The sequence below is a fragment of the Mycobacterium kyorinense genome, assembly GCF_001672775.1.
Lineage (GTDB): Bacteria > Actinomycetota > Actinomycetes > Mycobacteriales > Mycobacteriaceae > Mycobacterium > Mycobacterium kyorinense_A.
This window is the reverse complement of sequence record NZ_LZKJ01000109.1, coordinates 17,266-43,241: the sequence shown is the minus strand read 5'-3', so window position 1 is coordinate 43,241 and position 25,976 is coordinate 17,266. Positions and strand designations below refer to the sequence as shown.

The 25,976-nt window shown below is 67.1% G+C and carries 23 protein-coding genes, 1 tRNA gene and 2 pseudogenes; 13 read left to right on the top strand and 13 right to left on the bottom strand.

The window, feature by feature from the left end; translation table 11 throughout:
• Positions 1 to 31: 31 nt before the first annotated feature.
• Positions 32 to 1,612 carry an FAD-binding oxidoreductase gene (locus A5707_RS11765; RefSeq protein ID WP_197495316.1) on the bottom strand — a complete coding sequence of 527 codons (1,581 nt, stop codon included), beginning with the start codon at positions 1,610 to 1,612 and terminating at the stop codon, positions 32 to 34.
• Positions 1,613 to 1,653: 41 nt separating this feature from the next.
• Here A5707_RS11765 and A5707_RS11760 point away from each other — a divergent pair, with 41 nt between their 5' ends.
• The 3 genes and pseudogenes from A5707_RS11760 to A5707_RS23280 form a co-directional block, all read left to right on the top strand.
• The gene (locus tag A5707_RS11760; RefSeq protein WP_065014645.1) at positions 1,654 to 2,217 is read left to right on the top strand and encodes a TetR/AcrR family transcriptional regulator; all 564 of its coding nucleotides are present in this window, start codon (positions 1,654 to 1,656) and stop codon (positions 2,215 to 2,217) included.
• Positions 2,217 to 3,749 (top strand): glycerol-3-phosphate dehydrogenase/oxidase, encoded by a 1,533-nt coding sequence (locus A5707_RS11755; RefSeq protein WP_065014644.1) that lies wholly within the window; start codon positions 2,217 to 2,219, stop codon positions 3,747 to 3,749. Before A5707_RS11760 ends, A5707_RS11755 begins: the two co-directional genes overlap by 1 nt.
• Positions 3,750 to 3,773: 24 nt before the next feature.
• Positions 3,774 to 5,057, top strand: a pseudogene (locus A5707_RS23280) (FAD-dependent monooxygenase); the annotation flags it as partial.
• A 79-nt stretch (positions 5,058 to 5,136) separates the two neighbouring features.
• Here A5707_RS23280 and A5707_RS11745 read toward each other — a convergent pair.
• The 7 genes from A5707_RS11745 to aceE form a co-directional block, all read right to left on the bottom strand.
• Complete coding sequence (locus A5707_RS11745; protein ID WP_065014642.1) at positions 5,137 to 6,558, bottom strand: acyl-CoA carboxylase subunit beta; 1,422 nt, start codon at positions 6,556 to 6,558, stop codon at positions 5,137 to 5,139.
• A 31-nt stretch (positions 6,559 to 6,589) separates the two neighbouring features.
• On the bottom strand, positions 6,590 to 7,849 hold the full coding sequence (kasB, locus tag A5707_RS11740; protein ID WP_065014641.1) for a 3-oxoacyl-ACP synthase KasB: 1,260 nt from the start codon (positions 7,847 to 7,849) through the stop codon (positions 6,590 to 6,592).
• Between the two features lie 91 nt (positions 7,850 to 7,940).
• A complete protein-coding gene (gene kasA / locus A5707_RS11735; RefSeq protein WP_065014640.1) occupies positions 7,941 to 9,191 on the bottom strand; it encodes a 3-oxoacyl-ACP synthase KasA in 1,251 nt (416 codons plus the stop codon).
• Positions 9,188 to 9,535 (bottom strand): meromycolate extension acyl carrier protein AcpM, encoded by a 348-nt coding sequence (acpM, locus tag A5707_RS11730; protein ID WP_065014639.1) that lies wholly within the window; start codon positions 9,533 to 9,535, stop codon positions 9,188 to 9,190. The genes kasA and acpM overlap by 4 nt, the downstream gene beginning before the upstream one ends.
• 89 nt (positions 9,536 to 9,624) lie before the next feature.
• On the bottom strand, positions 9,625 to 10,533 hold the full coding sequence (locus A5707_RS11725; RefSeq protein ID WP_065014638.1) for an ACP S-malonyltransferase: 909 nt from the start codon (positions 10,531 to 10,533) through the stop codon (positions 9,625 to 9,627).
• A 129-nt stretch (positions 10,534 to 10,662) separates the two neighbouring features.
• Positions 10,663 to 11,970: a PucR family transcriptional regulator gene (locus A5707_RS11720; RefSeq protein WP_065014637.1), complete on the bottom strand. Its 1,308-nt coding sequence runs from the start codon at positions 11,968 to 11,970 to the stop codon at positions 10,663 to 10,665.
• Positions 11,971 to 12,183: 213 nt separating this feature from the next.
• Positions 12,184 to 14,985: a pyruvate dehydrogenase (acetyl-transferring), homodimeric type gene (gene aceE, locus A5707_RS11715; RefSeq protein ID WP_065014659.1), complete on the bottom strand. Its 2,802-nt coding sequence runs from the start codon at positions 14,983 to 14,985 to the stop codon at positions 12,184 to 12,186.
• Between the two features lie 184 nt (positions 14,986 to 15,169).
• On the opposite strand from aceE, the gene A5707_RS11710 reads away from it, so the two are divergent.
• From A5707_RS11710 to A5707_RS23820, 5 genes are all read left to right on the top strand, one after another.
• Positions 15,170 to 15,742 carry a hypothetical protein gene (locus A5707_RS11710; protein ID WP_156657818.1) on the top strand — a complete coding sequence of 191 codons (573 nt, stop codon included), beginning with the start codon at positions 15,170 to 15,172 and terminating at the stop codon, positions 15,740 to 15,742.
• 96 nt (positions 15,743 to 15,838) lie between these two features.
• Positions 15,839 to 16,261: a DUF3052 domain-containing protein gene (locus A5707_RS11705; protein ID WP_065014636.1), complete on the top strand. Its 423-nt coding sequence runs from the start codon at positions 15,839 to 15,841 to the stop codon at positions 16,259 to 16,261.
• Entirely contained in the window at positions 16,261 to 16,731 is a 471-nt protein-coding gene (locus A5707_RS11700; protein ID WP_065014635.1) for a peroxiredoxin, read from the top strand. The genes A5707_RS11705 and A5707_RS11700 overlap by 1 nt, the downstream gene beginning before the upstream one ends.
• Before the next feature lie 128 nt (positions 16,732 to 16,859).
• A tRNA-Val gene (locus A5707_RS11695) sits at positions 16,860 to 16,931 on the top strand.
• Positions 16,932 to 17,387: 456 nt separating this feature from the next.
• Positions 17,388 to 17,558 (top strand): hypothetical protein, encoded by a 171-nt coding sequence (locus A5707_RS23820; protein ID WP_156657816.1) that lies wholly within the window; start codon positions 17,388 to 17,390, stop codon positions 17,556 to 17,558.
• Positions 17,559 to 17,561: 3 nt separating this feature from the next.
• On the opposite strand, the gene A5707_RS11690 is transcribed toward A5707_RS23820, so the two are convergent.
• On the bottom strand, positions 17,562 to 18,377 hold the full coding sequence (locus A5707_RS11690; protein WP_065014634.1) for an oxygenase MpaB family protein: 816 nt from the start codon (positions 18,375 to 18,377) through the stop codon (positions 17,562 to 17,564).
• A gap of 52 nt (positions 18,378 to 18,429) precedes the next feature.
• On the opposite strand from A5707_RS11690, the pseudogene A5707_RS11685 reads away from it, so the two are divergent.
• Positions 18,430 to 19,367: pseudogene (locus tag A5707_RS11685) on the top strand (cobalamin biosynthesis protein).
• Here A5707_RS11685 and A5707_RS11680 read toward each other — a convergent pair.
• Genes A5707_RS11680 through A5707_RS11670 form a run of 3 tightly spaced genes read right to left on the bottom strand, consistent with a single transcriptional unit; the run spans position 19,349 to position 21,325 of the window.
• On the bottom strand, positions 19,349 to 20,164 hold the full coding sequence (locus A5707_RS11680) for an SURF1 family protein (protein ID WP_065014632.1): 816 nt from the start codon (positions 20,162 to 20,164) through the stop codon (positions 19,349 to 19,351). The pseudogene A5707_RS11685 and the gene A5707_RS11680 sit on opposite strands and share 19 nt — an antisense overlap.
• Positions 20,164 to 20,658, bottom strand: a complete 495-nt coding sequence (locus tag A5707_RS11675) for a low molecular weight protein-tyrosine-phosphatase (protein WP_065014631.1) — start codon at positions 20,656 to 20,658, stop codon at positions 20,164 to 20,166. The genes A5707_RS11680 and A5707_RS11675 overlap by 1 nt, the downstream gene beginning before the upstream one ends.
• Entirely contained in the window at positions 20,651 to 21,325 is a 675-nt protein-coding gene (locus A5707_RS11670) for an HAD-IA family hydrolase (RefSeq protein ID WP_419866421.1), read from the bottom strand. The genes A5707_RS11675 and A5707_RS11670 overlap by 8 nt, the downstream gene beginning before the upstream one ends.
• A 60-nt stretch (positions 21,326 to 21,385) precedes the next feature.
• Here A5707_RS11670 and cobC point away from each other — a divergent pair, with 60 nt between their 5' ends.
• The 4 genes from cobC to A5707_RS11650 are packed head-to-tail and all read left to right on the top strand — an operon-like array spanning position 21,386 to position 25,406.
• On the top strand, positions 21,386 to 22,453 hold the full coding sequence (gene cobC / locus A5707_RS11665; protein ID WP_082969415.1) for an Rv2231c family pyridoxal phosphate-dependent protein CobC: 1,068 nt from the start codon (positions 21,386 to 21,388) through the stop codon (positions 22,451 to 22,453).
• Positions 22,454 to 23,593, top strand: a complete 1,140-nt coding sequence (locus tag A5707_RS11660) for a Nif3-like dinuclear metal center hexameric protein (protein WP_065014629.1) — start codon at positions 22,454 to 22,456, stop codon at positions 23,591 to 23,593.
• The gene (locus A5707_RS11655; RefSeq protein WP_065014628.1) at positions 23,590 to 24,324 is read left to right on the top strand and encodes a zinc ribbon domain-containing protein; all 735 of its coding nucleotides are present in this window, start codon (positions 23,590 to 23,592) and stop codon (positions 24,322 to 24,324) included. Before A5707_RS11660 ends, A5707_RS11655 begins: the two co-directional genes overlap by 4 nt.
• Entirely contained in the window at positions 24,321 to 25,406 is a 1,086-nt protein-coding gene (locus tag A5707_RS11650) for a bifunctional RNase H/acid phosphatase (RefSeq protein ID WP_065014627.1), read from the top strand. Before A5707_RS11655 ends, A5707_RS11650 begins: the two co-directional genes overlap by 4 nt.
• Here the strand turns inward: A5707_RS11650 and A5707_RS11645 are convergent.
• Entirely contained in the window at positions 25,403 to 25,972 is a 570-nt protein-coding gene (locus A5707_RS11645; RefSeq protein ID WP_065014626.1) for a helix-turn-helix domain-containing protein, read from the bottom strand. The genes A5707_RS11650 and A5707_RS11645 overlap by 4 nt on opposite strands.
• Positions 25,973 to 25,976 lie beyond the last annotated feature (4 nt).

The following is a 25,976-nucleotide window of genomic DNA, read 5'->3' as shown; positions in this document are numbered from 1 at the left end:
GTCACCTGGGCGATCTCCCGCTGTGCGGCTGTCACGGAATCAGCTTGCCGGGGTTGAGGATTCCAGCGGGATCGAGCGTCGACTTCACCGCCCGCAACACCTGCACGCCCAACTCACCCACTTCGTTGGCCATCCAGGGCCGGTGATCGGCACCGACGGCGTGGTGATGGGTGATTGTCCCGCCAGTCGCCACGATCGCATCCGATGCGGCGGTCTTGGCGGCGCGCCACTGCTCGAGCGGATTGCCGCGTTGCCCGGCCACCACGGTGAAGTACAGCGAAGCGCCGGTGGCGTACACATGCGAAATGTGGCACAGCACCAGAGCCGGTGTGCCGGATTCTGCGAGCGCGCCCGTCAATGCGTCGGTGACCGCAGACTTGAGTGAAGGGATGTTCGACCAGGTGGTGGCTGTCTCGAGCGTCTCACACAGTGCGCCGGCCGCCAGCAGCGAATCGCGCAGATACGGCGCCCCGAAGCGGCCGTGTTCCCAGGCCCGCGCCGGTGCTTCGCCCAGCGATGTGCCGCCGTGCGCCTCGAGCACCGCCCGCGTTTCAGCGTGCCGGCTCTCGGCGTGCGCCGTCGTTCCCTCGAACACGGTGATCGCCAGGCACCCTCCGGTGATTTGCGATTCGCCGATCGACTCGGTGGTGGCGAGGTTGACGCCGGTCTCGGCTTCATCCGAGAGCCGGATGACTGTCGGGCCGGTACCGGTTTGGGTCACGGCACGCAGCGCCGCTGTGCCAGTGGCGAAGTCGGGAAATGACCACGCCTCATAGCGAGCGGTCTCCGGCACCGGATGAACGCGTACCCGCACCTGGGTGATGACGCCGAAGACACCCTCCGAGCCGAGCAGCAGTTGGCGTAGATCCGGCCCGGCCGCCGACTGCGGGGCGCGGCCCAGATCCAGCACGCCCGCCGGGGTGATCGCCCGTAGCCCGCGGACCATGTCGTCGAACCGTCCGTATCCCGCCGAGTCCTGGCCCGACGAGCGCGTCGCGGCAAATCCGCCCAAGCTTGCGAATTCGAAGCTTTGCGGGAAATGTCCAAGCGAGAAGCCCTGCTCGCCCAGCAGACGCTCCGCCTCCGGACCGGTGACTCCGGCGCCGAACTCAGCCTCGCCGGATACCTCGTCGAGCGCCAGCAGCTGGTCGAAGCGGCGCAGGTCCAGCGACACCACGGCACTGAACCCGCCACGGGCCGGGTCAAGTCCACCAACCACACTGGTGCCGCCGCCGAACGGGACGACGGCGATTCCGTGCTGCGAGCAGTACTGCAGAATCGCGGCGACCTCGTCGTCGCTACCGGGCAACAGCACCGCATCGGGGGCATCCTGCTCATCGGAATCCTTGCGCCGCAACAAATCCAGTGTCGACTTGCCGCCGGCGTGCAACAGTCGGTCGTGGTGGTCGGCGAGACAGTAGTCGGCCCCCACGATCGCGGCCAGCGCGGCGCGGTCGTCGTCGCTAAGCGCCGACGGACGTAGCTGGACCTGGTCGGCCTGCAGTTCGGTGGCGTCCGCATCCGCCACGCCGAGAGCCTGTTCGAGCAGTGAGCGGATCCCGTCGGAGAGCGGCTTGGCCGCCGCCGGGTCGCCCCAGGCGTTCCATTTCATCGGTGGGCGCAACGCGTCAGACATGCGTTACAGTATTACACATGCTGTCAATCAGTAACGCATCGGTCGCCGACCGGATATTGGCCGGCGCCGCGAGCTGCGTCCGCGACTTCGGTGTGGAACGGGTGACGCTGGCCGAGATCGCCCGCCGGGCCGGCGTGAGCCGGCCGACCGTCTATCGGCGCTGGCCAGACACTCAGTCGATCCTGGCCGACCTGCTCACCGCCCGCATTGCGGCCACCCTCGACGAGGTGCCGCCGGCGGGCAAAGGCCGTGAGGCGCTGGTAGACCGGGTAGTCGCACTGGCCGAGCGCCTGCGGGACGACGAACTGGTAATGGCGTTGCTGCGTTCGGAACTGGCTATCACCTACTTCACCCAGCGGCTCGGCACCAGCCAGCAGGTGCTTCTCGAAACGCTCGCCGAGAACCTGAACGCGGCCCAACGCGACGGCAGTGTGCGCCCGGGCGACCCACGCCGCCTTGCCGCGATGGTGCTGCTGATCACCCAGTCGACAGTTCAATCGGCCCAGATTGTGCAGCCCGTGCTAACTGCCCACGCGCTGGCCGACGAGCTGCGCTACGCACTGAACGGATATTTGTCTTGATGTCGGCTGCACTCAACGCGGCACGCCGGACCGCCGACCTGACCGCCCTGGCCGACGGTGCGCCGCTGGACGTCGTCGTGATCGGCGGCGGCATCACCGGCGCCGGTATTGCGCTGGACGCCGCCTCGCGCGATTTGCGGGTGGCGTTGGTCGAGAAGCACGATTTCGCGTTCGGTACCAGCCGGTGGAGTTCGAAGCTGGTCCACGGTGGTCTGCGGTATCTGGCCACCGGGAACGTGGGCATTGCGCGACGCAGCGCCGTCGAGCGCGGAATCCTGATGACTCGCAACGCTCCTCACCTGGTTCGCGCGATGCCGCAACTGGTCCCATTGCTGCCGTCGATGGGCCGTGCCGAGCGGGCGCTGGTGCGTGCCGGGTTTCTGGCGGGCGACGCGCTGCGCAAGCTGGCCGGCACTCCGGCATCGGTACTGCCGAGATCACACCGCATTACCGCGCAGCGCGTCATCGACATGTCCCTCACCGTGCGGCGCGACGGCCTCGACGGCGGCCTGCTGGCCTACGACGGCCAACTGATCGACGACGCCCGACTGGTTACCGCGGTCGTGCGAACCGCGGCGCAACACGGCGCTCGAATTCTCAACTATGTGGCGGCATCCGAGGCGGCCGGAGACTCGGTGCGGCTTACCGATCAGCGCACCGGCGAATCATTCGACGTATCGGCCCGTGCGGTCATCAACGCGGCCGGAGTATGGGCCGGCGAGGTCGATGCGGCGTTGAAGCTACGGCCCAGCCGCGGGACACACTTGGTCTTCGACGCTGAGGTCTTCGGCAATCCGACTGCGGCGCTGACCATTCCGATTCCCGGCGAACTCAACCGCTTTGTGTTCGCTATGCCCGAGCAGCTGGGCCGGGTCTATCTCGGCCTGACCGACGAGGATGCCCCCGGGCCGATTCCCGATGTGCCCCAACCGACGTCGGCTGAGATTGACTTTCTGCTGGCGACGGTCAACACCGCGCTGGAGACCACACTGGACGCCTCTGACGTCATCGGGGCTTACGCGGGACTGCGGCCGCTGATCGACACCGGCGCCGGCCACACCGCCGACATCTCGCGCGATCACGCCGTCGTCGAATCCACCACGGGTGTCATCAGCGTCATCGGCGGCAAGCTCACCGAATACCGGCACATGGCCCAGGACGTGCTCGACCGCGCGGTCGAACTGCGCGGGCTGACGGCCGGTGCATGCCGGACCCGCAATCTGCCGCTCGTCGGTGCAATGACCAACCCGGGAACCGAGGTGGCCCTGACGACGGATCTGCCGGAGTCGCTGATCGCGCGATTCGGGGCCGAAGCGGCAAACGTCGTCGCTGCCGCCACTTGTGAGCGCCCCACCGAACCGGTCGCCGACGGCATCGACGTCATCCGCGCGGAATTCGAGTACGCCATCACCCATGAGGGCGCGCTCGACGTCGACGACATCGTCGATCGCCGAACCCGGATCGGGTTGGTGGCGGCGGATCGCGAGCGGGTCGTCGGGGTGGCCGAGGAGTTTGTGTCGCGGTTCGGTTAGAGGCTCCGGGCGGTCCGTCTAGTACCCGGCGGGCAATACTGTCCACAAAGCGCATTCGAGCCGATACTGCTGACCATATCCGTCGCTGCGGCAGCCAGGTGCGCTACGGGACCGAGCTTTGCTCGTTCGAACAGGATGATGTCGGCGTCACAGCCATTGTGCGCACGGCGGATTCGGCGATGTCGGAGACGGTGCGTGCTGACTATCTCGTCGCCGCCGACGGGGTACACAGCCCAGTCCGCGACGCACTCGGGGTGTCGACAACCAGCTGCGGGGCGCTGCCGATCTATGTCGTCTTCGTCTACTTTCGCGCGCCCTGGCGAACGTTGGTTCCGAGCTTGGCGACGGTGATGCCGTGCACGTCGGGAACGCCGATGTGGACGGGATATTCCTGCCGGTGCGTGAGACTTCGGCATGTCCATCACCACGTACTTCCCCGACAGCGGGGATACCGCCGCTCAGTTCACGGTGCAGCATGGCCGTCAGATGCTTCTCGCAGCGACAGGTGAGTCGATCGATGTGGAAGTCGTCGACGTGGCACCGTGGCAGCCCTACGAGCGGGTGGCCGATCAATTCCGAAGCGGCCGAGTCTTTCTCGTCGGCGATTCGGCCCATACGATGCCGCCGTTCAAGGCCGGCGGGGCCAACACCGCAATTCAGAGTGCGCACAACTTGGCTTGGAAGCTGGCAGCCGTTCTGAATGGCACAGCCGGACCGGGCGTGTTGGCCACGTGCTACACCGAACGGCACCCGGTCGGTCGCTTCAATGCGCGGCAGTCGCTGCCCGGGCCGGCGCTGAGCTTCACGCGGTTGGACGGCAACCGGCCGCAGTTGCCGGCCGCCGAAGAGGCGCCCATGTTCGCGCTGCTCGCCGGCTGCCAATACCGGTCAGCCGCAGTGTTTTCCGACGGTCCCATGCCGTCGGACCCGGACGTCGTGGCACTCGTGGAGGAGTTGCGAGGGGCAGCCCGGTACCCGAGTCCCGCATGTGTGGGTGGAGCGCGGGGGTCGACGCCTGTCCACGCTCGATTTGGTCAGGCCTGGCTTCACGTTGTTCACCGGTGCATCCGGAACGCCATGGCCGAACGCGGCCGATCGAGCAGCCGCCGGGCTGGCTGTCTCGATCGACGTGCACAGTATTGGTGCCGAAGCTGAGACCGCCGACGCCGATGATCGATGGGCACAGCTGACGGAGCTATCGCCTGATGCGGCCCGACGATTTCGTGGCAATGGCGTTCCGACGACGTGCCGAACGACCCGAAAAAGCAACTGCAGCAGGCGCTTTCCACGGTCCTCAGTCGCAGTTGACTGCGAGCGAGCGTGCGGAAACCCGGGTTTTCCTCGGCGTGTCGGCCGGGGACACGCACGCTCGCGCCGGATGGTGCCCTTACAGCGGGATGTTTTTGTGGCGGCCGCGACGGGCGGGCGCCTCGGCCAGCGCTTCGGTGATCTTGCTGCGGGTGTGCGCAGGGTCGATCTTCTCGTCGACCACGCCGATGTCGATGGCGCTGTCCACGCCGCCGGCGATGCGCTCGTGCTCGGCAGCCAACTCGTCGTGCAGCGCCTCACGTTCGTGGTCGGCCGCGGCGGCCAGCTTCTTCTTGTGCAAAATGCCCACCGCTGCCTTGGCACCCATGACCGCGACCTCGGCGTCCGGCCAGGCGAACACCTTGGTGGCGTTCAACGACCGCGAGTTCATCGCGATGTAGGCCCCGCCGTAGGTCTTGCGGGTAACCAGCGTGACCCGCGGAACGGTGGCCTCACCGAACGCGTGCAGCAGTTTGGCGCCGCGGCGCACCACGCCGCCCCACTCCTGACCGACACCGGGCAGATACCCCGGCACGTCGACGATCACCACCAGCGGAATACCGAACGCATCGCAGAGCCGCACGAAACGTGCTGCCTTTTCCGCGCTTTCGGAGTTCAGGCAGCCGCCCAACCGCAGCGGATTGTTGGCCAGCACCCCGACGGTCCGACCGGAGAGCCGGCCCAGGCCGACCACCATCGACGGCGCCCACTTGGCCTGGAACTCGTCGAACGGCGCGTCGTCGTCGAGCAGCGCAGTCACGATCGGGTGCACGTCGTAGGCGCGCCGCGGCGACTCCGGCAGCAGCGCGTGCAGGTCGGTGTCCTCAGCCTCGGCCTTGGTGCGGTCGAAATGCCCCTGCTGGCAGAACAATCCGACCAACCGCCGGCCGCGCTCGTAGGCGTCGAGCTCGTCGTCGGCGACGATGTGGCACACGCCGGACTTCTTGTGGTGAGTGTCCGGGCCGCCGAGGGCGGCCATGTCGACGTCCTCGCCGGTGACACTGCGCACCACATCGGGCCCGGTGACGAACACCCGGCTGTCAGGCGCCATCACGATGACGTCGGTCAACGCCGGCCCGTACGCGGCGCCGCCTGCGGCGAAACCGACGACCACCGAGATCTGCGGGATGTAGCCTGACGCGCGGATCATGGCCTCGAACACCATGCCGACCGCGTGCAGCGCGCGGACACCCTCAGCGAGCCGGGCACCGCCGGAGTGCCAGATGCCCACGATCGGGCTCTGCTCTTCGATGGCCGTGTCGTAGGCGTTGACGATGTGGGTGCAGCCCTCGATGCCCATGGCGCCGCCCATCACGGTGCCGTCCGTGCAGAACGCGATGGTGCGCACCCCGTTGACGGTGCCTGCGGCAGCCAGCACTCCGGACCGGTCCCGCTCGTGCAACAGCTCGACGCTGTCGTCGTCGAAGAACGTGGTCAGCCGCAGCAGCGGGTCGCGGGGATCGAGCGACTCGCCAACTGCCTCCGGGGCCATGATCGTCATCGCAGGTCTCCTCCTCGATGGGCGCTCGGTATCAGTACCGGCCGAAAGCCAGGGCTACGTTGTGCCCACCGAATCCGAACGAGTTGTTGATCGCGTACTTGTAGTCGCCCGGCCGCGGCTCGCCTGCCACCACGTCCAAGTCGATTTCGGGGTCGAGATTGACCAGGTTCAGCGTCGGAGGCACGATCTGGTCGCGCAACGCCAGCACGGTCAGGATCGACTCCACCGCACCGACCGCGCCGACCGAATGGCCCAGCGCCGACTTGGGCGCATACACCACGGCGTGCCCGCCGTGCGGCCCGAGCGCGTTGTTGATGGCCTTGCCTTCGGCCAGGTCACCAACCGAGGTGCCGGTGGCGTGCGCGTTGACGTGGTCGATGTCGCCGGGTGTGAGGTCCGCGAGCTGGATCGCCCGGGTCATCGCATGTCCGGCGCGTTCCCCGTTGGGGTCCGGAGCGACCATGTGGAAGCCGTCCGAAGTGACGCTGGCTCCCATCAGGCGGGCCAAGATGTTGGCGCCGCGGGCTTTGGCGTGCTCCTCGGTCTCGATGACCAGCAGCGCGCCGGCCTCGCCGAACACGAACCCGTCGCGGTCCTTGTCGAAGGGGCGGCAGGCGCCGGGCGGGTCGTCGTTGTTGGTCGACATGACGATCCGCATCTGGGCGAACCCGGCGATCGGCACCGCCTCGATTTTGGTCTCGACGCCACCGCAGATCGCGATATCGGCCTCGCCGAGCACGATCTGCTGCCACGCCCGGGCGATGCCCTCCGACCCGGATGCGCACGCCGACACCGGGGTCATCACGCCGGCCTTGGCATGCCGCTCAAGGCCGACCGCCGCCGCCGCCCCGTTGGGCATGTACATCTGCACCGCCAGTGGCGAGACCGCTCTGATGCCGCGGGCCCGCATCCCGTCGTAGCCCCAGATGAGCTCTTCGGACGAGCCCAGACCGGTGCCGATGGACACCGCCAGCCGGTTGGTGTCCACCTCGGGCGAGCCGGCGTTGTCCCACACCCGCCGGTGCAGCACCGTCGCCATCTTTTGCAGGTATCCCATCCGGCGGTTCTCGACGCGGTTCAGCTGGCTGTCGAATTCCTCCAACAGGTGGCCACCGATGCGCACCGGCAGGTCGTACTCCTCGACGAACGGGTCATCGAGGGTACGAATCCCGCTTTGCCCGTCGAGCAGCGCCTTCCAGGTGGTCTCCGCGTCGGTCGCCACCGCCGTCGTCATCGCGATGCCGGTGACGACCACATTGGGGAAACCTCTCCCCGTAGCCAACGAAGCCATAGGTGTAACGAACGTCCCTTTCCTGCTGTCCGGCCCGCCCCCGCAAGCGAGGACACCCCCACCCCGGGCCGCCCGGCCCGCGATGTCTTACTTAGTAGCGCCCGAAGGCGAGCGCCACGTTGTGCCCGCCGAATCCGAACGAGTTGTTGATGGCGTACTGGTAATCGCCATAGCGAGGCTCACCAGCGACCACATCGAGATCGATCTCCGGATCCGGCGTCTGGTAGTTCAGCGTTGGCGGGATGACGCCGTCGCGCAGCGACAGCACCGTCAACACCGACTCCAGCGCCCCGACCGCACCGATGGAGTGACCCAACGCCGACTTCGGCGCGTACACCGCGGCATGTTCGCAACCGGCAGACCGGATGGCGTTGGCCTCGGCGGTGTCACCGATCGGGGTGGCCGTGCCGTGCGCGTTGACGTGGTCGATGTCCTTGGCGGACAACCCCGCCAACTCCATCGCGCGTGTCATCGCCCGCCCGGCGCGGACACCGTCCGGAGCCGGAGCCACCATGTGGTAGGCGTCGGAGGTCACGCCAGCGCCCATGAGCCGCGCCAGCGGTTTGGCGCCGCGGGCCTTGGCGTGCTCCTCGGTCTCGATGATCATCAGCGCGCCGGCCTCGCCGAACACGAACCCGTCGCGGTCCTTGTCGAACGGCCGCGACGCGCCTTCCGGGTCGTCGTTGCGGGTAGACATCGCCCGCATCATCGAGAACGCCGCGATCGGCAGCGCCTCGATCGGACCTTCGACACCGCCGCAGATCGCGAAGTCGGCGTCGCCCATGACGATCTGCCGCCACGCGTGGGCGATGCCTTCCGAGCCCGACGAGCACGCCGACACCGGAGTGATCACCCCGGCGCGGGCGCCCCGCTGCAGTCCGACGGTCGCCGCGGCGCCGTTGGGCATGATCATCTGTACGGCCAGCGGCGACACCTTGCGAGGGCCGCCCTCGTTCATCAGGTCGTAGCTTTCGACGATCCGCTCCGCGCCGCCCAGCCCGGTGCCGACCACGACCGTGAACCGGTCGGGGTCAACCTCGGGTGCGCCGGCCGACTCCCAAAGTCGATCCGACAGCAGCTTGGCCATCCGCTGGACATACGACATGCGCCGCATCTCCAGCCGGCCCATGTGGTCGTCGACCGGGTCCTTGAGGTGCCCGCCGATCTTGACCGGCAGGTCCCACTTGGTGATGTACTCGTCCTCGAGGACGTGGATGCCGCTCTCGCCGGCCAACAAACCCTTCCACGTGCTCTCGACGTCCGCCCCGATCGATGTCGTGGCTTCCACGGCGGTTACCACCACGCTGGGGTAACCGCCGTTAGCAGTGGAAGGCTTGGTCACTTGCTGTCGGCTTCCATCCTGGCGCGGACCGATTCAACCGTCTCGGGGTTCTCGGCCTCGAGTTTGGCGCGCAGCGCCTGGGCGGCCTCGGGGTTCTCTTCCTCGAGCTTCTGGATGTAGTCGACGACGTCACCGACGGTACGCAGACCGGCGAGGTCCTCGTCGGGGATCTTGACGCCGTACTTGTCCTCGGTCTGCACGGCGATCTCGACCATCGACAGCGAGTCGATGTCCAGGTCGTCGACGAACGACTTCTCGGGCGTGATCTCGGACGGCTCGATACCGGTCACCTCTTCGATGATTTCGGCGATTCCGGCGATGATTTCTTGCTGGCTGACAGCCACGGTGAGATTCCCTTCGTAATGTGTGGTGTTACTTCTGATGAAACGTGCGATATGCGGTTGTACTGGCGGGGTTTACAGCTCCGGCTGCGTTACGCCTCGGCTAAGCCGTCCAGGTCTGCGGGGGACTTGACGGCACGCGTCGTAGTCCCACGAAGTTCGCGTTTGGCGATACCGGCCAAAGTGCCCGCGGGCGGGAACTCGACGATCGCCGTGACATCGTGCTGACGCAGCGTCTCGGTGCACAAATCCCAGCGCACCGGTCGGGTCAGTTGCGCGACGAGCTTCTCCATCGCGTCGGCTGCCGACGATACCGGTTTTCCGTCGCGGTTTGACAGCAGCGTCGCGGTCGGCTCGGCCGGCGTGACCTTCGCCGCCGCGGCGGCATAACCCTCCAGGGCGGATGCCATGAACTCGGTGTGGAACGCGCCGGCGACACCGAGTGCGCGCACCCGCGCCTTGGTGGGTGGGTCTTCGGCGAGCTTGTCCAGCGCGGTCAAACGACCGGCGGCGACGATCTGGCCGGCGGCGTTGCGGTTGGCGGGTACCAGGTCGAGTTGCTCGAGCCGGGTCAGCACCTCAGCCTCATCCCCACCGAGTACCGCCGACATGCCGGTCGGCTCGAGGGCACAGGCCTTGGCCATCTCAGCGCCGCGGGTGGCGGCCAGCGAGACGGCTTCATCAGCCGAAATGACGCCGGCGATCGCGTAGGCCGCAATTTCGCCGACCGAGTGGCCGGCGACGATGAGCTCGGTCTCGCCGAACTCACCGCGTCGGGTCAGTTCCTGATGGGCGAGCAGTGTGGCGGCCACGACCAGCGGCTGGGTCACCGCGGTGTCGGTGATCTCCTCGGCCGACGCGGTGGTGCCCAACCGCGCGAGGTCCAGGCCACTGACGGTCGACCATGAGGCGATCTGATCCGCGGCGCCGGGCAGCTCGAGCCATGGCGACAGCATTCCGGGAGTCTGCGATCCCTGTCCGGGGGCAAGTAACGCAATCACGTGTTTAAGAGAACACTGTGAAGACGATTTTGCGCGGTGTAAGAGATTATGAACCTTGTCTTAGGTTTTTGTCGGGACCCTACAAAACACCCTCGGATGCGACATGTTTGATATCGCGCCGCAACTTCGTCAGTCCACCCGGTGCGCTGCCGACGGTTCGACCAGGTCTTTTACCACCGGGGTGGTGACGGGCGTCACAGTGTTACTGGTGATGCTGTTGTGCTGCGCCTGATAGGCGAGATGGCCCACCGTAGCGGCTACGCGGAGGACATAGGCATCCCGCGGCTGGGTGGGGTCCCGGCCGGTGAAGTCGGCGATCCGCCGAAGGCGGTAACGCACAGTATTTGGATGAACGAACAATGTGCGCGCACAGGCCTCGATCGCGCCGCCGCAATCCAGATAGGCGTCCAACGTCTCGGTGAGGGTGGGCCCGGCATCGGCGAGCGGCCGCATCACGTCGGTGTGCAACGCCGCGATGGCTGACGCGTCGCCCATCAGCGCACGTTCGGGCAGCAGCTCGCGCGCCAGCACTGGCCGCGGGGCCCCGGTCCAGCCGGCTACCGCGTTCATCCCGGAGATCGCCTCACTGGCACTGTGATAGGCCGCGGTCAGCATCGGCGCCGTCGGCCCGATCACCACCGGCCCGTCGGAGAAAGCGGCCAGCAGGTCGCCGAAGAACTTGTCGGTCGGGGTGAGATGACCGGACACGATCGCCACCAGCCAGGTGCCGTGCACGTCGGTAAGCGCGGCGCGGCCGTGACGGGTGGCGATGTCCCGGACATCCTGGCTGGCATGGTTTTCCCGGCCGGGCGCCGGTGTACCTACCACTACTGTCGCCGGCGCGGTGGTGTCCCAGTTCAGCGCGGCAGACCTGGACAGCAGCTCGGGGCCGGTGTCGCCGCGTACCACCGCGTCCACCACGCTGGCTTCCATCCGGCTGTCCCAGGTGCCGCGGGCTTCGGCCGCATCGGCGTAAGCCGTGGCGGCGGTGAAGGCCAGGTCGCGGCTGTACTTCAGAATCCCGACCGTCAGCGCGGTGACCTGTTCTTCTGAGCGGGCCACCATCGGGACGACTTCCTCGAAGAACTCCATGGTGACCCGCACCATGTCGACGGTGTCTCGCAGCGCGATCCGGCGCGTCAGCTCCTGGGGGACCAGCTCGAAGGCCTGTGCGGTGTAGCTGACGTTGCTGCGCGGATCGCTCATCCACTCGACGAAGTTCACCACGGCGGTCTGGACCACCAGCGCGACGCTGGCGCGTTGGGAGGCCTCCAGGTCGGCGAAGAATGGCAACCGGTCGTTCATCGCCGAAACGGCCTCGGTGGCCAGCCGCCCGGAGTACTGCTTGAGCCGCCGCAGCAGCGACTCCGGCACGGTGTCCAGCAGCTCGAGCGTCGAGCGCGGCAGGACGAACTGCCCGATATCCTTGTCGGCCACTCCTAAAAGCTACGCCACTTTTCTGGATGTTTTCACCAAGCGGCCCCGCTGAGGCCCGACGCTGAACCTTCGCATCGGCCTCGCCCTCGCCTCGCCGAGCGTGAAGCTGGTTTCACGCTCGGCGCCGAACGTGAACTTAAGTTCACGTTCGGCGGGCTCGGCGGGCGTGGCGGGCTCGGCGGGCGTGGCGAGGCCAGCGAGGCCGGCGGGGCGTTACGCCACCCCGGGGTCCGAGGTCTGCTCCGGTGCGGCCTGCACGTCGTCGATCTTGTACTGACGGGCGGCCGCGACCGGCACCGACGGATCGATCTCGCCGTCCCGGGCCAGCGCTTCCAGCACCGCGACGACCTGCGACTCGGCGTCGGTGTTGAAGTAGCGCCGCGCGGCGGGCCGGGTGTCGGAGAAGCCGAACCCGTCGGTGCCCAGCGTGACGTAGGTGCCCGGCACCCATGGCCGGATCTGCTCGGGCACCGCGCGCATCCAGTCCGACACCGCGACGACGGGACCGCCCTTGTCGGCGAGGGCTTGGGACAACACCTGGGTCACGTACGGCGTGCCGGCCGGACGGTCGGGGTGGCGCAGCCTGTCCCTGGCGATGACGATTCCGTCGCGGTTCAGCTCGCTCCAACTGGTCACCGACCACACGTCGGCCGCCACATCCCACTCCGACGACAGCATGTCGGCGGCCGCCAGCGCCGAGGGCATCGCCACCCCCGAGGCCAGAATGTGTGCGGCGTTGGCGCGCCGCTCGGTGGCGGCCCGGTAGCGGTAAATGCCCCGCAGTAGTCCTTCGGGGTCGAAGTGCTCGGGCTCCGGCGGCTGCACATACGGCTCGTTGTAGATCGTGATGTAGAAGAAGATGTTCTCCGGGTTCTCGCCGAACATGCGGGCCAGCCCGCTTTCGATGATGTAGGCGATCTCGTAGGCAAAGGCCGGATCGTAGGAAACCACCGCCGGATTGGTGGTCGCCAGCAGCAACGAGTGACCGTCGGCGTGTTGTAATCCCTCGCCAGTCAGCGTCGTACGCCCCGCGGTGGCGCCGAGCAAAAACCCGCGGGCCATCTGGTCGCCGGCTGCCCACAGGCCGTCGCCGGTGCGCTGAAAACCGAACATCGAATAGAAGATGTAGATCGGGATCATCGGCTCGTTGTGCGTTGCATACGACGTGCCGACCGCGGTGAAACAGGCCGCCGATCCCGCTTCGTTGATGCCCTCGTGGAGCATCTGCCCGGATTCGCTTTCTTTGTAGGCCAGCATCAGATCGGCGTCGACCGAGGTGTACAGCTGACCGTTGGGGTTGTAGATCTTCAGCGACGGGAACCAGGAGTCCATCCCGAACGTGCGGGCCTCGTCCGGAATGATCGGCACGATTCGCGGACCGATCTCTTTGTCGCGCAACACCTCTCGGAACGTGCGTACGGTCGCCATGGTGGTGGCGACTTCCTGGCTGCCCGAGCCCTTCTTCAGTGACTTGTACGTGTCGCGGCCGGGCAACGGCAGCGCCCTGGACTTGGTCCGCCGCTCCGGAATGAAACCGCCGAGAGTGCGGCGCCGGTCGAGCATGTAGCGGATCTCGGGGGCGTCCGGGCCCGGGTGGTAGTACGGCGGCAGGTAGGGGTTTTCTTCCAACTCCGCATCCGAGACCGGAATCCGCTGAGTGTCCCGGAACTCTTTGAGGTCTTCGAGCGTGAGTTTCTTCATCTGGTGGGTGGCGTTGCGCCCGGCGAAGTGCTTACCCAGTCCGTAGCCCTTGATGGTCTTGGCCAAAATCACCGTCGGCTGGCCCTTGTGTTCCATCGCTGCGCGGTAGGCGGCGTAGACCTTGCGGTAGTCGTGGCCACCGCGCTTGAGGTTCCAGATCTGTTGGTCCGTAAGGTTTTCCACCAGTGCTTTGGTGCGCGGGTCGCGGGCGAAGAAGTGGTTGCGCACGTAGCCGCCGTCGTTGGCCTTGTAGGTCTGGTAGTCGCCGTCGGGCGTGACGTTCATCAGGTTGACCAATGCGCCGTCGCGGTCGGCCTGCAGCAGCGCGTCCCATTCCCGCCCCCACACCACCTTGATGACGTTCCAGCCGGCGCCCCGGAAAAACGACTCCAACTCCTGGATGATCTTGCCGTTGCCGCGCACCGGGCCGTCGAGGCGCTGCAGGTTGCAGTTGATCACGAACGTGAGGTTGTCCAAACCATCCAATGCGCCGATGTGCAGCAGGCCGCGGCTTTCGGGTTCGTCCATTTCACCGTCGCCGAGGAAGCACCACACATGCTGGTCGGAGGTGTCCTTGATGCCCCGGTCATGCAGGTAGTGGTTGAACCGAGCCTGGTAGATGGCGTTCATCGGGCCCAGGCCCATCGACACGGTGGGAAATTCCCAGAAGTCGGGCATCAGCCGCGGATGCGGGTAGGACGGCAGCCCGCCGCCGGGGTGACTGTGTTCCTGACGGAAGCCGTCGAGCTGGTCGGCGGTCAACCGGCCTTCCAGGTAGGCCCGCGCGTAGATGCCGGGGGAGGCGTGGCCCTGGATGAACACGTGATCGCCGCCGCCGGGATGCGACTTGCCGCGGAAAAAGTGGTTGAAACCCACCTCGTAGAGGGCGGCGGAGGAGGCGTAGGTCGAAATGTGGCCGCCCACACCGACGCCCGGGCGCTGCGCACGGTGCACCATGATCGCCGCGTTCCACCGGATCCAGGCCCGGTAGCGGCGTTCGACGTCCTCGTCGCCGGGGAACCACGGTTCGAGCTCGGTGGGAATGGTGTTGACGTAGTCGGTCGATGTCAGCGACGGAATCGCCACGCGCTGCTCGCCGGCGCGTTCCAGCAGCCGCAGCATCAGGTAGCGGGCTCGCGATGGCCCAGACCGCGACAACAGTTCGTCGAAGGATTCCAGCCATTCGGAGGTTTCTTCGGGATCGATGTCGGGCAAATAAGACGCGACGCCTTCGCGAATCACTCGCACCCGATCGGGTTCGCTTGTACCGCTTGAGTTTTTCGCCAGATCGTGGCGTACGAACTCGGTAGTCAACTCAGTGCTCCTCGTGTGTGGCGTCATCCGCTTGTGGCCGATGCCCGCCGTCGCCGCTTTGTCGTTGCCCTCCTATCGTGCCGCACGGGAGGCCCCGCCGCGTAGGGGCCATCGACCCGGAGTCGGCCGCCGACAGTCGGCGGGTCGAGGCGGTCGTTATCGGGAACCGGTAACGTCAACCGGTGTGCTGACCGGATGGCGTGCCGCCCGAAGATGGCGGATCGTCGCGCTGGTAGTCGGTTGCCTGGCGGCGATGCTGATGGCCATCGTCGGGTGCACCACCGTCACCGAAGGCACCCCGACCGTCGACACCGCGATGGCCCCGGCCTACCGGGCATCAGTATCGGCATCGGTATCGGCGTCCTCGGCGACCTCCCGGGTCCGGGAGTCGCAGCGCCAACAGCAGCTGACAACCCGAGCCGTGATCCGAGCGTGCGAGTCGTTTGCCAGCACCAGCAAGGACGCGATCGAGAAAGTGAATGCCTTTGTCGCGGCGTTCAATCAGGGTCGCGACACCGCCTCCGCCGAAGGCCCGGCCGTCGATGCGCTCAACAACAGCGCCGATGTTGTCGCCGGCAGCATCAGCGATCCATTGTCTGGTGCGGTGCGTGACGCGCTGAACTCCTATGTCGACGCGGCCCGCGACGTCGCAAACGCCATCCGGGCGCATGCGCCGACTTCTGAGTTCAACCAGCGCGTCGATCAACTCAACGACACCAAAACCAAAACGGTGCGCTCGTGTCTGGCTTATTCGTGAGCCGGAGTTCCATGACACAGTCGTGTCAGCTGGGGCGGGCTGTGCGACGATAATGGCCATCGCACGGCGCGTGTGTCGGTAGAAGGAGGTCCCCCTGTGGTCGCGGCGGATGACGCCCCGAGCTACGCCCGCAAACTGGGCATCCAGAAAGACCAGATTGTCCAGGAGTGGGGCTGGGACGAGGACACCGACGACGACATTCGCGCCGACGTCGAGGATGCGTGCGGCACCGAGTTGCTCGACGAGGACACCGATGAAGTTGTCGACGTCGTGTTGTTGTGGTGGCGCGACGGAGATGGCGACCTGGTGGACACCTTGATGGACGCCATCGCCCCGCTGGCCGACGACGGGGTGATCTGGGTGCTCACCCCGAAAACCGGCCGGCCCGGCCACGTACTGCCCGCCGAGATCGCCGAATCCGCACCCACTGCCGGCCTGATGCCGACGTCGTCGGTCAATCTGGGCGACTGGAGCGCCAGCCGATTGGTCCAGCCCAAGTCGCGGGCGGGACGGCGCTGATGCTCACTGTCGGCACCACGGCGCCGGACTTCACCCTTCGCGACCAGAACCAACAGCCGGTCACCCTGAGCGCATATCGCACGGGAACTGACGCCAAGAACGTGCTGTTGGTGTTCTTTCCGCTGGCGTTCACCGGTATCTGCCAGGGCGAGCTCGACCAGTTGCGCGACCACCTGCCTGACTACGAGAACGACGACAGTGTGGCGCTGGCCATCTCGGTGGGCCCGCCGCCCACTCATAAGGTGTGGGCGATTGAAAGCGGCTTCCTGTTTCCGGTGCTGTCGGACTTCTGGCCGCACGGCGCGGTCAGCCAGGCCTACGGGGTGTTCAACGACGACGCCGGTTACTCCAACCGTGGCACGTTCGTCATCGACCGGTCGGGGGTCATCCAATTCGCCGAGATGAAGCAGCCGGGCGAAGCCCGCGACCAGCGGCTGTGGACCGACGCCCTGGCCGCCCTCAAGACCTGACATTTCTGCCGCGAGCGTGCGTGTCCCCGGTCGACGCGCCGAGCTGAAACCCGGGATTGCGCACCCTCGACGCGGGGTTGTCGGCGTTTTGGGCAGCGGGCGCCCAGCCGGGTAGCCTGCCCGAGGCAGGGCGCGTAGCTCAGTGGTAGAGCTCTGGTTTTACACACCAGCGGTCGGCGGTTCGATCCCGTCCGCGCCCACGATTGCGATTGACGACCCCAGCGGCAAGTTGCCGACCGACTCCGGGTTTAGCTTCTTCCCGACACCGGCAATGCAGAGTAATGACCTCTGGAAGCACCCCGCCGCCACCCGATCCGCCCCATATGTCCCCGAAGGGGAAATGGGGTGTCGCGCCTTCTGATAGTCAACTGGTGCCGCGTTCGTCCCGCAGTCGCACCGGCCCCGGTGTTTGGTGGGCGCTGGCTGCGCTGATCGTCGTGGCTATCGTGCTGATCATCGTGCTGGCTTAAGACCTCGTCGGCGGTGTCGGAGCCCGCTGCCCCTTGGTATCGCGCACCGTGACGGCGACGCGGTTGATTGTCGAGGCAAGTTACGGGTCTGCTCCGTCGTGTCAGTGTGACCTGCGTCGCAATGCGGGGGTCAATGAAACGAGCAACACATTTACTAAGGCTAACGAGTCGATAATTATAGTTAGTATGACTTCGCAACTAACGCCCGAGCGTTCCACTTCGCTTGCGCCGGAGGCGCCAGAGGCACCGAAGACGGCCAAGACCGCGGAAACCCGCGAGCGCATCTATCTGCAGCCGTGGTTTCTGCTGGCGATGGTCTGCATGGCCGCCATCGTCCTGCTCGCCATCTACGGCTAGCCGTCACACGATTCGCCATCCGTGCCGGGCACGAAACCGCATGTCCCAGAGGTAAAGCCGGTAACCGAAGATCCAGGCCTGATGCGGGATCAGCCGGTCGGCCAGGCGCAGTGCCTGTAGCAGCCACTCGAAGCGGCGCTGCTGGGACGGTGACCAGTCCAACTGCATCATCGCGCGGAACTCCGGGGGCAAAAAACCCGTCGTCGCGAACAAATTGAACGGTCCGGCCAGCGCGCGCAACGGCCGCGGCAGGAACGCCACCGAGGCGACGCCGCGAAGATGCTCGCGAACCGGCGGATCGATGTGCAACTGGTCGAGCGAACGCTTCCAGTACTCGTCGAATGCGACGCGGTCCGGCGGCCACATGCTCTCGCGCACCTGCAGCGTGGTGCCCAGCCGCTTGGCGTCTTGATATACCGCGTCGGCGGTGACGTCGCCGAGCGCTCCGTGCAAAAATTCGTGCTGGTCGACGAAATAGCGGTACAGACAAGCCGCCACCCAGAGCTGCAACTGCGGATTGAACGCGTTGTAGGACACCGGGCTCGACGCCGTTGACCGCACCTGCTGATGCGCGGTGTCGACGGCAGCGCGGATCAGCTCGCGGTCGGCGTCGGTGCCGATCGTCGCGACGGCCAGGTAGGTGCCGGTGGTGCGGGCCCGTTTGAACGGATGCTTGTAGACGTTGCCGCTGTCGACCGGGCTTTCCAGCACGCCGTAGCCGACGCCCGGCAGTGACAGCTGCATGATCACATTGGCGGCGGGCAACAGCATGGCGGCGGGGTTGAGCAGGTCGGCCACCCGGGTGGCAGGGCGCTTCATCGTGAATACCGCCTCATGCCACCGAGTAGACCATGTGTGAGACGCTGCCGGAATGTTTGCGGTGAGACAGCTACTCGGTGCGCTGGCCGGTTATTTGGCCGACCTGCTGCTGGGCGATCCGCAGGTCGCCCATCCAGTGGCCGCCTTCGGTACGGCGGCTGCGGCCTTGGAGCAGGTCAGCTACCGCGACAGTCGGATCAACGGTGTAGTACACGTCGGCGTGCTGGTCGGCGCCACCGCACTGGTGGGGGCAGCGCTGCAGCGTTACACCGAGCGGCGCGGTCGATCCTGGTCGATTGTGGCGACCGCGGCGGCCACCTGGCTATCGCTGGGCGGGACATCACTGGCCCGCACCGGCGCCAACATGGCGGAACTGCTGGAGAGCGGCGACGTCGAGGCCGCCAAGCGACTGCTGCCGTCGTTGTGCGGCCGGGATCCGGCGTTGCTCGACGCTGACGGACTGGCCCGTGCGGCAGTGGAATCCGTCGCCGAAAACACCTCCGACGCGCAGGTGGCGCCGCTGCTGTGTGCGGCGGCCGGCGGAGTGCCGGCGGTGCTGGCCTACCGCGCCGTCAACACGCTGGACTCGATGATCGGCCACCGCTCGCCGCGCTATGCCCGATTCGGTTGGGCAGCAGCGCGTTTGGATGACGTAGCCAACTATGCCGCAGCGCGGCTCACGGCGACTCTGGTGGCGATTTGTGCGCCGGCCGTGGGCGGGTCACCGGCCGGTGCGCTGCGGGCGTGGGTTCGTGATGCCGCCCGCCATCCAAGCCCCAACGCCGGGGTTGTCGAGGCGTCATTCGCGGGGGCGCTGGGGGTGCGGTTGGGCGGGCCGACGCAGTACCACTACGAACTTCAGATCCGGCCAACCCTCGGCGACGGGCCGTCGCCGTCGGTGGCCGACCTGCGGCGCGCGGTGCTGCTGTCCCGGGTGGTGCAGGCGGCAGCGGCGCTGCTGGTGTTGGCGTTCACCGCCGCCGGCCATAGCGATCGGTGAGTTTCTCTTCGACGGTCTTGGGCGCAGCCGTTGCGTCGCCTGTCGCCTTTTCCGCACGGCGGACGCGGATCTCGGCGTAGACGAAGTAGCCCAGCAGGATCGGCGCGACGATGCCGAACGAGATCCATTGGATGCCATACGACAAGAACGGTCCGGCGTCCAAATGCGGCACCCCGATCACGCCGAGGCCACCGGGCTGGTTGTCCACCAGTTGCAGGTAGGAGCCGGCCAGCGGTACTCCGGTGAGGTTTGCTATCTGGTCGATGTCGATGGAATACACCTGCTGCACACCGTCTTTGGTGAACGGATCCTTGCCGCGTGCCGGCGCCTCGGAGTCACGTAACCGCGCTGTGATGGTCACCGCGCCGCTGGGCGGCGGCGGTATCGGGGGTACCCGAGAACCTTGTTCTGGTCGCACATAGCCGCGGTCGACCAGCACGGTGGGGCCGCCATCCACGACGAACGGCACCAGCGCTTCTAACGAGGGCTCTCCACCGGCCACCCGCAACCGGACCAGCACCTGCGCATCCGGCAGGTAGTGCCCGGTCGCCATCACCTTTCGCCACTGCGCATCGGGTGCTGACGAATCCTGCTGCGGCAGCAACCTTTTCACCGGGACGGGGGCAGTACTCAGGGACTGCTGGATTTGGTCGTTCTCGCGTGAGGTCTTGCTGTTTTTCCCCAGCTGCCACGGTGCGAGCACCGTGAGACACAGGTAGGTGAACGCGACCACCACCACCGCCAGGGCCAGCCATCCCGGCCGCAACAAGAACGCCAAACGCCGCATCAGCGGTGCCCGTTTTGGGCAAGCCGCTGGTCGACCCAGTCATGCAGACCGGGCAGGGCGGCCTCGATCGTGGCGAAAACCGCCTCGAAATCGTCGTGGTCGCCGTAGTAGGGATCGTCGACGTCGAGGGCGTAGGCGCCCGAGCGGGGATCGAACGACCGCAGCATTCGTACCCGGTCGGCGTCCACCCCGAGCTGGCGTAACAGCCAGACGTGGTTTCGGGCCAGCGCAATGACCAGATCGGCTGTCAGATGGTCGCTGTCGAGATGCGCCGCGCAGTGCTCGGTGGGATAGCCGTGTGCGCGCAGCACCCGGTTGGTTCGCTCGTCGGCGCATTTGCCGATATGCCATTCGGCGGTGCCCGCACTGGTCACCCGCACCGCGTCGTGCAAGCCACGCTGGCTGATCTGATGCGCGAACATTTTCTCGGCCATCGGCGACCGGCAGATATTGCCGGTGCAGACGAACGTGATGTGCAGCCGCGGATCAGACATCCAACATCCTCCGCAATTCCGCGACCGTGGCGACCCGGGTGACGTCGCTGCCTTCGGCGAAGTCGGCGTGTCCGTAGCCCCACTCGACCACCACGGCGTCGATGCCGTGGGCGGCCGCACCTTCGACGTCGTGCACGCGGTCACCGACCATCAGCACGCGCTCGGGCAGCGGTTGCAGCTGTGCCAACGCGTGGGCCAGCACGTCGACCTTGCTGCTGCGTGAGCCGTCGAGGCTGGCTCCGGCGATGACCTCGAAATGCTCGTCGAGCGCGAAGTGGGCCAAGATGCGCCGCGCGGTCGGTTCGGCCTTGGAGGTGGCCACCGCCAGCCGGACACCGGCGGCCCGCAGACCCGCCAGCAGCGCCCCGATCCCGTCGAACACGGTGTTCATCGCCCAGCCGCGGGTGCTGTAGTCCGCGCGGTAGGCCGCGATCGCCGCGTCGGTGCGCTCACCTAATCCCAGCCCGGACAGGGTGTGGTGCATGGGCGGTCCGACGATCCGGCTGGCCAGATCGCCGTCGGGTTCGGCGGCCCCGACGTGGCGCAGCGCGTGGCGAAAACTGGAAACGATCCCGTCGGCAGAATCGGTCAATGTTCCGTCGAGGTCGAATATCACCAGCTGAGGGCGCGGCGACGGCGCGCGGCGTTCCACCGCGCACGGCAACACCGAGCCATCGGGCCCCGCAGCAGAGATCGTGCCAGTCACACCCTCATTGTCTCCGATGCGCTGACCTGCCCTGCCACTGAGGCCGTTACTGTTTCAAGCGTGGCGAGTCTGGACCCGACCCCGCATGCGGCGGCGCGCTACCACGGCGATCAGGCCGCTGAGCCGGGCATGCTGGACTTCGCCGTCAACGTCCGCGATCCGCAACCGCCGGGATGGCTGATCCAGCGGCTGACCGACCGGCTGTCCGACCTCGCACGATACCCCGGAGCCGACGACGAATGCGCCGCCATCCAGGCCGTCAGCGCCCGCCACGGCCGCGCCCCCGATGAGGTGACCCTGCTGGCCGGCGCGGCCGAGGGGTTTGCGTTGCTGGCCAATCTGTACCCGCGACAGGCCGCTATCGTCGCGCCGTCGTTCACCGAACCGCACGTTGCGCTGGCCGCGGCCGGCATCCCGGTCGAGCACGTTGTGCTCGAGTCGCCGTTCGGTCTGGCCGGTGCGCAGGTGCCCGACGAAGCAGATCTGGTGGTGCTGGGCAACCCGACCAACCCGACCTCGGTGCTGCACAGCCGCGAACAGATCCACGCGCTGCGCCGCCCCGGCCGGCTCGTGGTGGTCGACGAGGCGTTCGCCGATGCGATTCCCGGCGAGCTGGAGTCGCTGGCCGGTGAGGCGCTGCCCGATGTGCTGGTGTTACGCAGTCTGACCAAGACCTGGTCGCTGGCCGGGCTGCGGGTGGGCTACGCGCTCGGGGCGCCCCACGTGCTGGCCCGGCTGACCTCACGACGCGCGCACTGGCCGGTAGGAACCCTGCAACTGGCGGCGATTGCGGCCTGTTGTGCTCCTGACGCGGTAGCCGAGGCCGCGGCCGGCGCGCGGCGGCTGGCGAACCTGCGCGCCGAGATGGTGGCGGGGCTGCAATCCGTGGGTGTCGACGTGGTGGACGGCCAGGCGCCGTTCGTGCTGTTCACCGTCGGTGATGCTGAGCTGGTGCGAAAGCGACTGCACGCCAAAGGTATTGCGGTTCGTCGCGGCGACACGTTCGTCGGTCTGGACGGACGGTATCTTCGGGCGGCGGTGCGTCCGGAGTGGCCGCTGCTGGTCGAGGCGTTGCGAGAGGTGCTGTAAGTGAGCGTGGGTTTGGCCGACGTCATCGGCGTGCTCGACGAGGCATATCCGCCGCGACTGGCCCAGTCCTGGGATTCAGTGGGGCTGGTCTGCGGCGATCCCGACGACGCGGTGGAATCGGTGACGATTGCCGTTGACGCCACCGCAGCGGTGGTCGACGAGGTTCCCGACGGCGGACTGCTGCTGGCCCACCATCCGTTGTTGCTGCGCGGAGTCGACACTGTGGCGGCCAGCACCGCCAAGGGCGCACTGGTACACCGGCTGATCCGATCAGGTCGTTCGCTGTTCACCGCGCACACCAACGCCGACTCCGCATCGCCGGGGGTATCCGACGCGCTGGCGCAGACGCTGGGACTGACCGTCGAGGCGGTGCTCGAGCCGTTGGCAGCGATGTCCGACCTCGACAAGTGGATCGTCTATGTCCCGCCGGAACACGCTGAGGCGGTGCGGGCCGCGGTGTTTGCCGCGGGCGCCGGCGAGATCGGGGACTACGCGCAGTGCAGCTGGAGCGTCACGGGCACCGGCCAGTTCCTGCCCCGCGACGGGGCTTCACCGACGATCGGCAGTGTGGGCGCCGTGGAGCGGGTAGTCGAGGACCGGGTCGAGGCGATCGCACCGGCCCGGTTACGGCGTGAGGTGCTTTCGGCACTGCGGGCCGCCCACCCTTACGAGGAGCCGGCGTTCGACATCATCGCGCTCGCATCCCCGCCCGGCGATGTCGGACTAGGCCGCGTCGGCTCCCTGCCGCACCCAGAACCGTTGCGCGCTTTCGTTTCCCGGGTCAGGGCCAGCTTGCCGCCGACGTCATGGGGGGTGCGCGCGGCCGGCGATCCCGACGCGCCGGTATCCCGGGTTGCGGTGTGCGGCGGCGCGGGGGACTCATTGCTGGATGCGGTAGCCCGCGCGGAGGTGCAGGCGTACGTTACCGCCGATCTGCGGCACCACCCGGCCGACGAGCACCGTCGCGCCTCTGATGTCGCGCTAATCGACGTCGCCCACTGGGCCAGCGAATACCCATGGTGCGGCCAGGCCGCCGACCTGCTGCAGTCGGCATTCGGTGAGGCTCTGCCGGTACGTGTTTGCCCCATTCGCACTGATCCCTGGAACGTCGACAATTCCGCTGAGGGCCTATCGTCATGAAAGCTGCCGTAGTGCAACAACAGTCGCTGCTCGAGTTGGCCGAGCTGGACGCCGAGCTGTCCCGGCTCACCCATCGGGCCGGCCATCTGCCCGAACAGCAGGATTATCAGCGGATACAGGCTGAACACAGCGCCGCCGTCGACCGACTGGCCGCGGTGCGAATCGCGTTGGAGGACTTGGACACCCACGTGTCACGATTCGAGTCGGAAATCGACGCGGTGCGCCAGCGTGAGGACCGCGACCGCTCGCTGCTGCAGACTGTGGCCGACGCCAAGCAACTGTCGGAGCTGCAGCACGAATTGGAAACGTTGCAACGCCGCCAGGCCAGCCTGGAGGATTCACTGCTGGAGGTGATGGAGCGCCGCGAAGAACTGCAAGCGCAACAGAACGTCGAGTCGACGGCCGTCGACAAGCTGCAGGACGATCTCGGCAACGCCCAGCAAGCCCTCGACCGTGCGCTCGCCGAGATCGACGAGACTCGGCGGCAACGCTCGTCGCGGCGCGACGAGCTGACGGCTGCACTCGATCCGGAACTGGTCGCGCTCTATGAACGGCAACGGGCCGGCGGTGGCCCGGGCGCCGGTCCGCTGCAGGGACGCCGATGCGGAGCCTGCCGAATCGAAATCGACCGCGGTGAGCTGTCCCGGATCGCAGCAGCCGCCGACGACGACGTGCTGCGCTGCCCCGAATGCGGCGCAATCTTGTTGCGCACCATCGGCTTCGCCCAATGAGAGTCATCGTAGAAGCCGACGGCGGGTCACGCGGTAACCCCGGGCCGGCCGGCTACGGATCGGTGGTGTGGTCGGCCGACCGGACGACCGTGTTGGCCGAAAGCAAGCAGGCCATTGGCCGGGCCACCAATAATGTTGCCGAATATCGCGGGCTGATCGCGGGTTTGGACGAGGCGGCCAAACTCGGCGCTACCGACGTCGCGGTGTCGATGGACTCCAAGCTGGTGGTGGAACAGATGTCGGGACGCTGGAAGGTCAAGCATCCCGATCTGGCCGAGCTGCACTCGCAGGCCCGCGCCCTGGCCTCGCGCTTCGATCAGATCAGCTACACCTGGGTGCCGCGGGCGCAGAACTCCTATGCCGACCGGCTGGCCAACGAAGCGATGGACGCCGCCGCCGAGGCCACCGAAGTTGCGCCGCCCGCAACGGCCACCGAATCCGCCGCGGCACCCGGCTGGACTGGTGCCCGCGGAGCGCCCACCCGGCTGCTGCTGTTGCGGCACGGGCAAACCGAGCTGTCGGTACAACGGCGCTACTCGGGACGCGGTAACCCGGCGCTGACCGAACTGGGGCGGCAACAAGCCGATGCGGCAGCTCGGTATCTGGGCCAACGGGGCGGAATCGCGGCGGTGATCAGCTCACCGCTGCAGCGCTGCTATGACACCGCGACGACGGCCGCCAAGGCATTGGGCTTGGATGTGACGGTCGACGACGACGTGATCGAAACCGATTTCGGCGCCTGGGAAGGCCTGACGTTCGCCGAGGCCGCCGACCGCGATCCTGAGTTGCATCGACGCTGGCTGCGCGACACCAGCACCAGGCCACCTGGCGGCGAAAGCTTCGACAGCGTGCACCAGCGGGTGGTGGCGGTACGTGATCGGATCGTCGAAGAGCATGGCGGTACAACGGTGTTGGTGGTATCGCACGTGACCCCGATCAAGATGCTACTGCGGTTGGCGCTGGAGGCCGGGGCCGGCATCCTCTACCGACTGCACCTGGACCTGGCGTCGCTGAGTATCGCCGAGTTCTACCCCGACGGGAACTCGTCGGTGCGGTTGGTGAACCAGACGGCGTATCTCTAGCTGTGGAGATGAAGGCGTTCGCCGTTGGCGCCGAAGATCACGATGGCCTCCACCGGGGCGTCCACCGCCCCGAACCAATGCGGTGTCCAAGTGGAGAACTCGACGGCCTCACCCGGTTTGATCGTGAAGTCTCGGTCACCGAGCAGCAGCCGCATCCGGCCGGACAGCAAGTACAACCATTCCTGCCCCTCGTGCACCGGTAGCTCGGCCGGCGGCGTGCGGCGTTTGACGCGAATCTTGAAGGTGTGCAAACCGCCGGCCGGGCCGTGCCGTGTCAGCGGCCAGTAGGTGATGCCGTTCCGAGTCTGCGACGCGCCACGCACTCTGGGGTCGGGCTGCTCGGGCTCCCGCAGCAACTCGTCTGTGCTGACCGAAAGCGCCTTGGCCAACGCGGGCAGATGATCCAGGGCCAGCCGGCGCTTCCCGGACTCCAGGCGGCTCAGCGTCGAAATGTCGATATTCGCTTGGATCGCGACGTCTTCGAGTGTCATGCCGCGCTGCACCCGCAGCTCTCGAAGCCGCCGGCGCACCACGACATCGACCGAGTCATCGGAGGTTGCCTGCATGGCA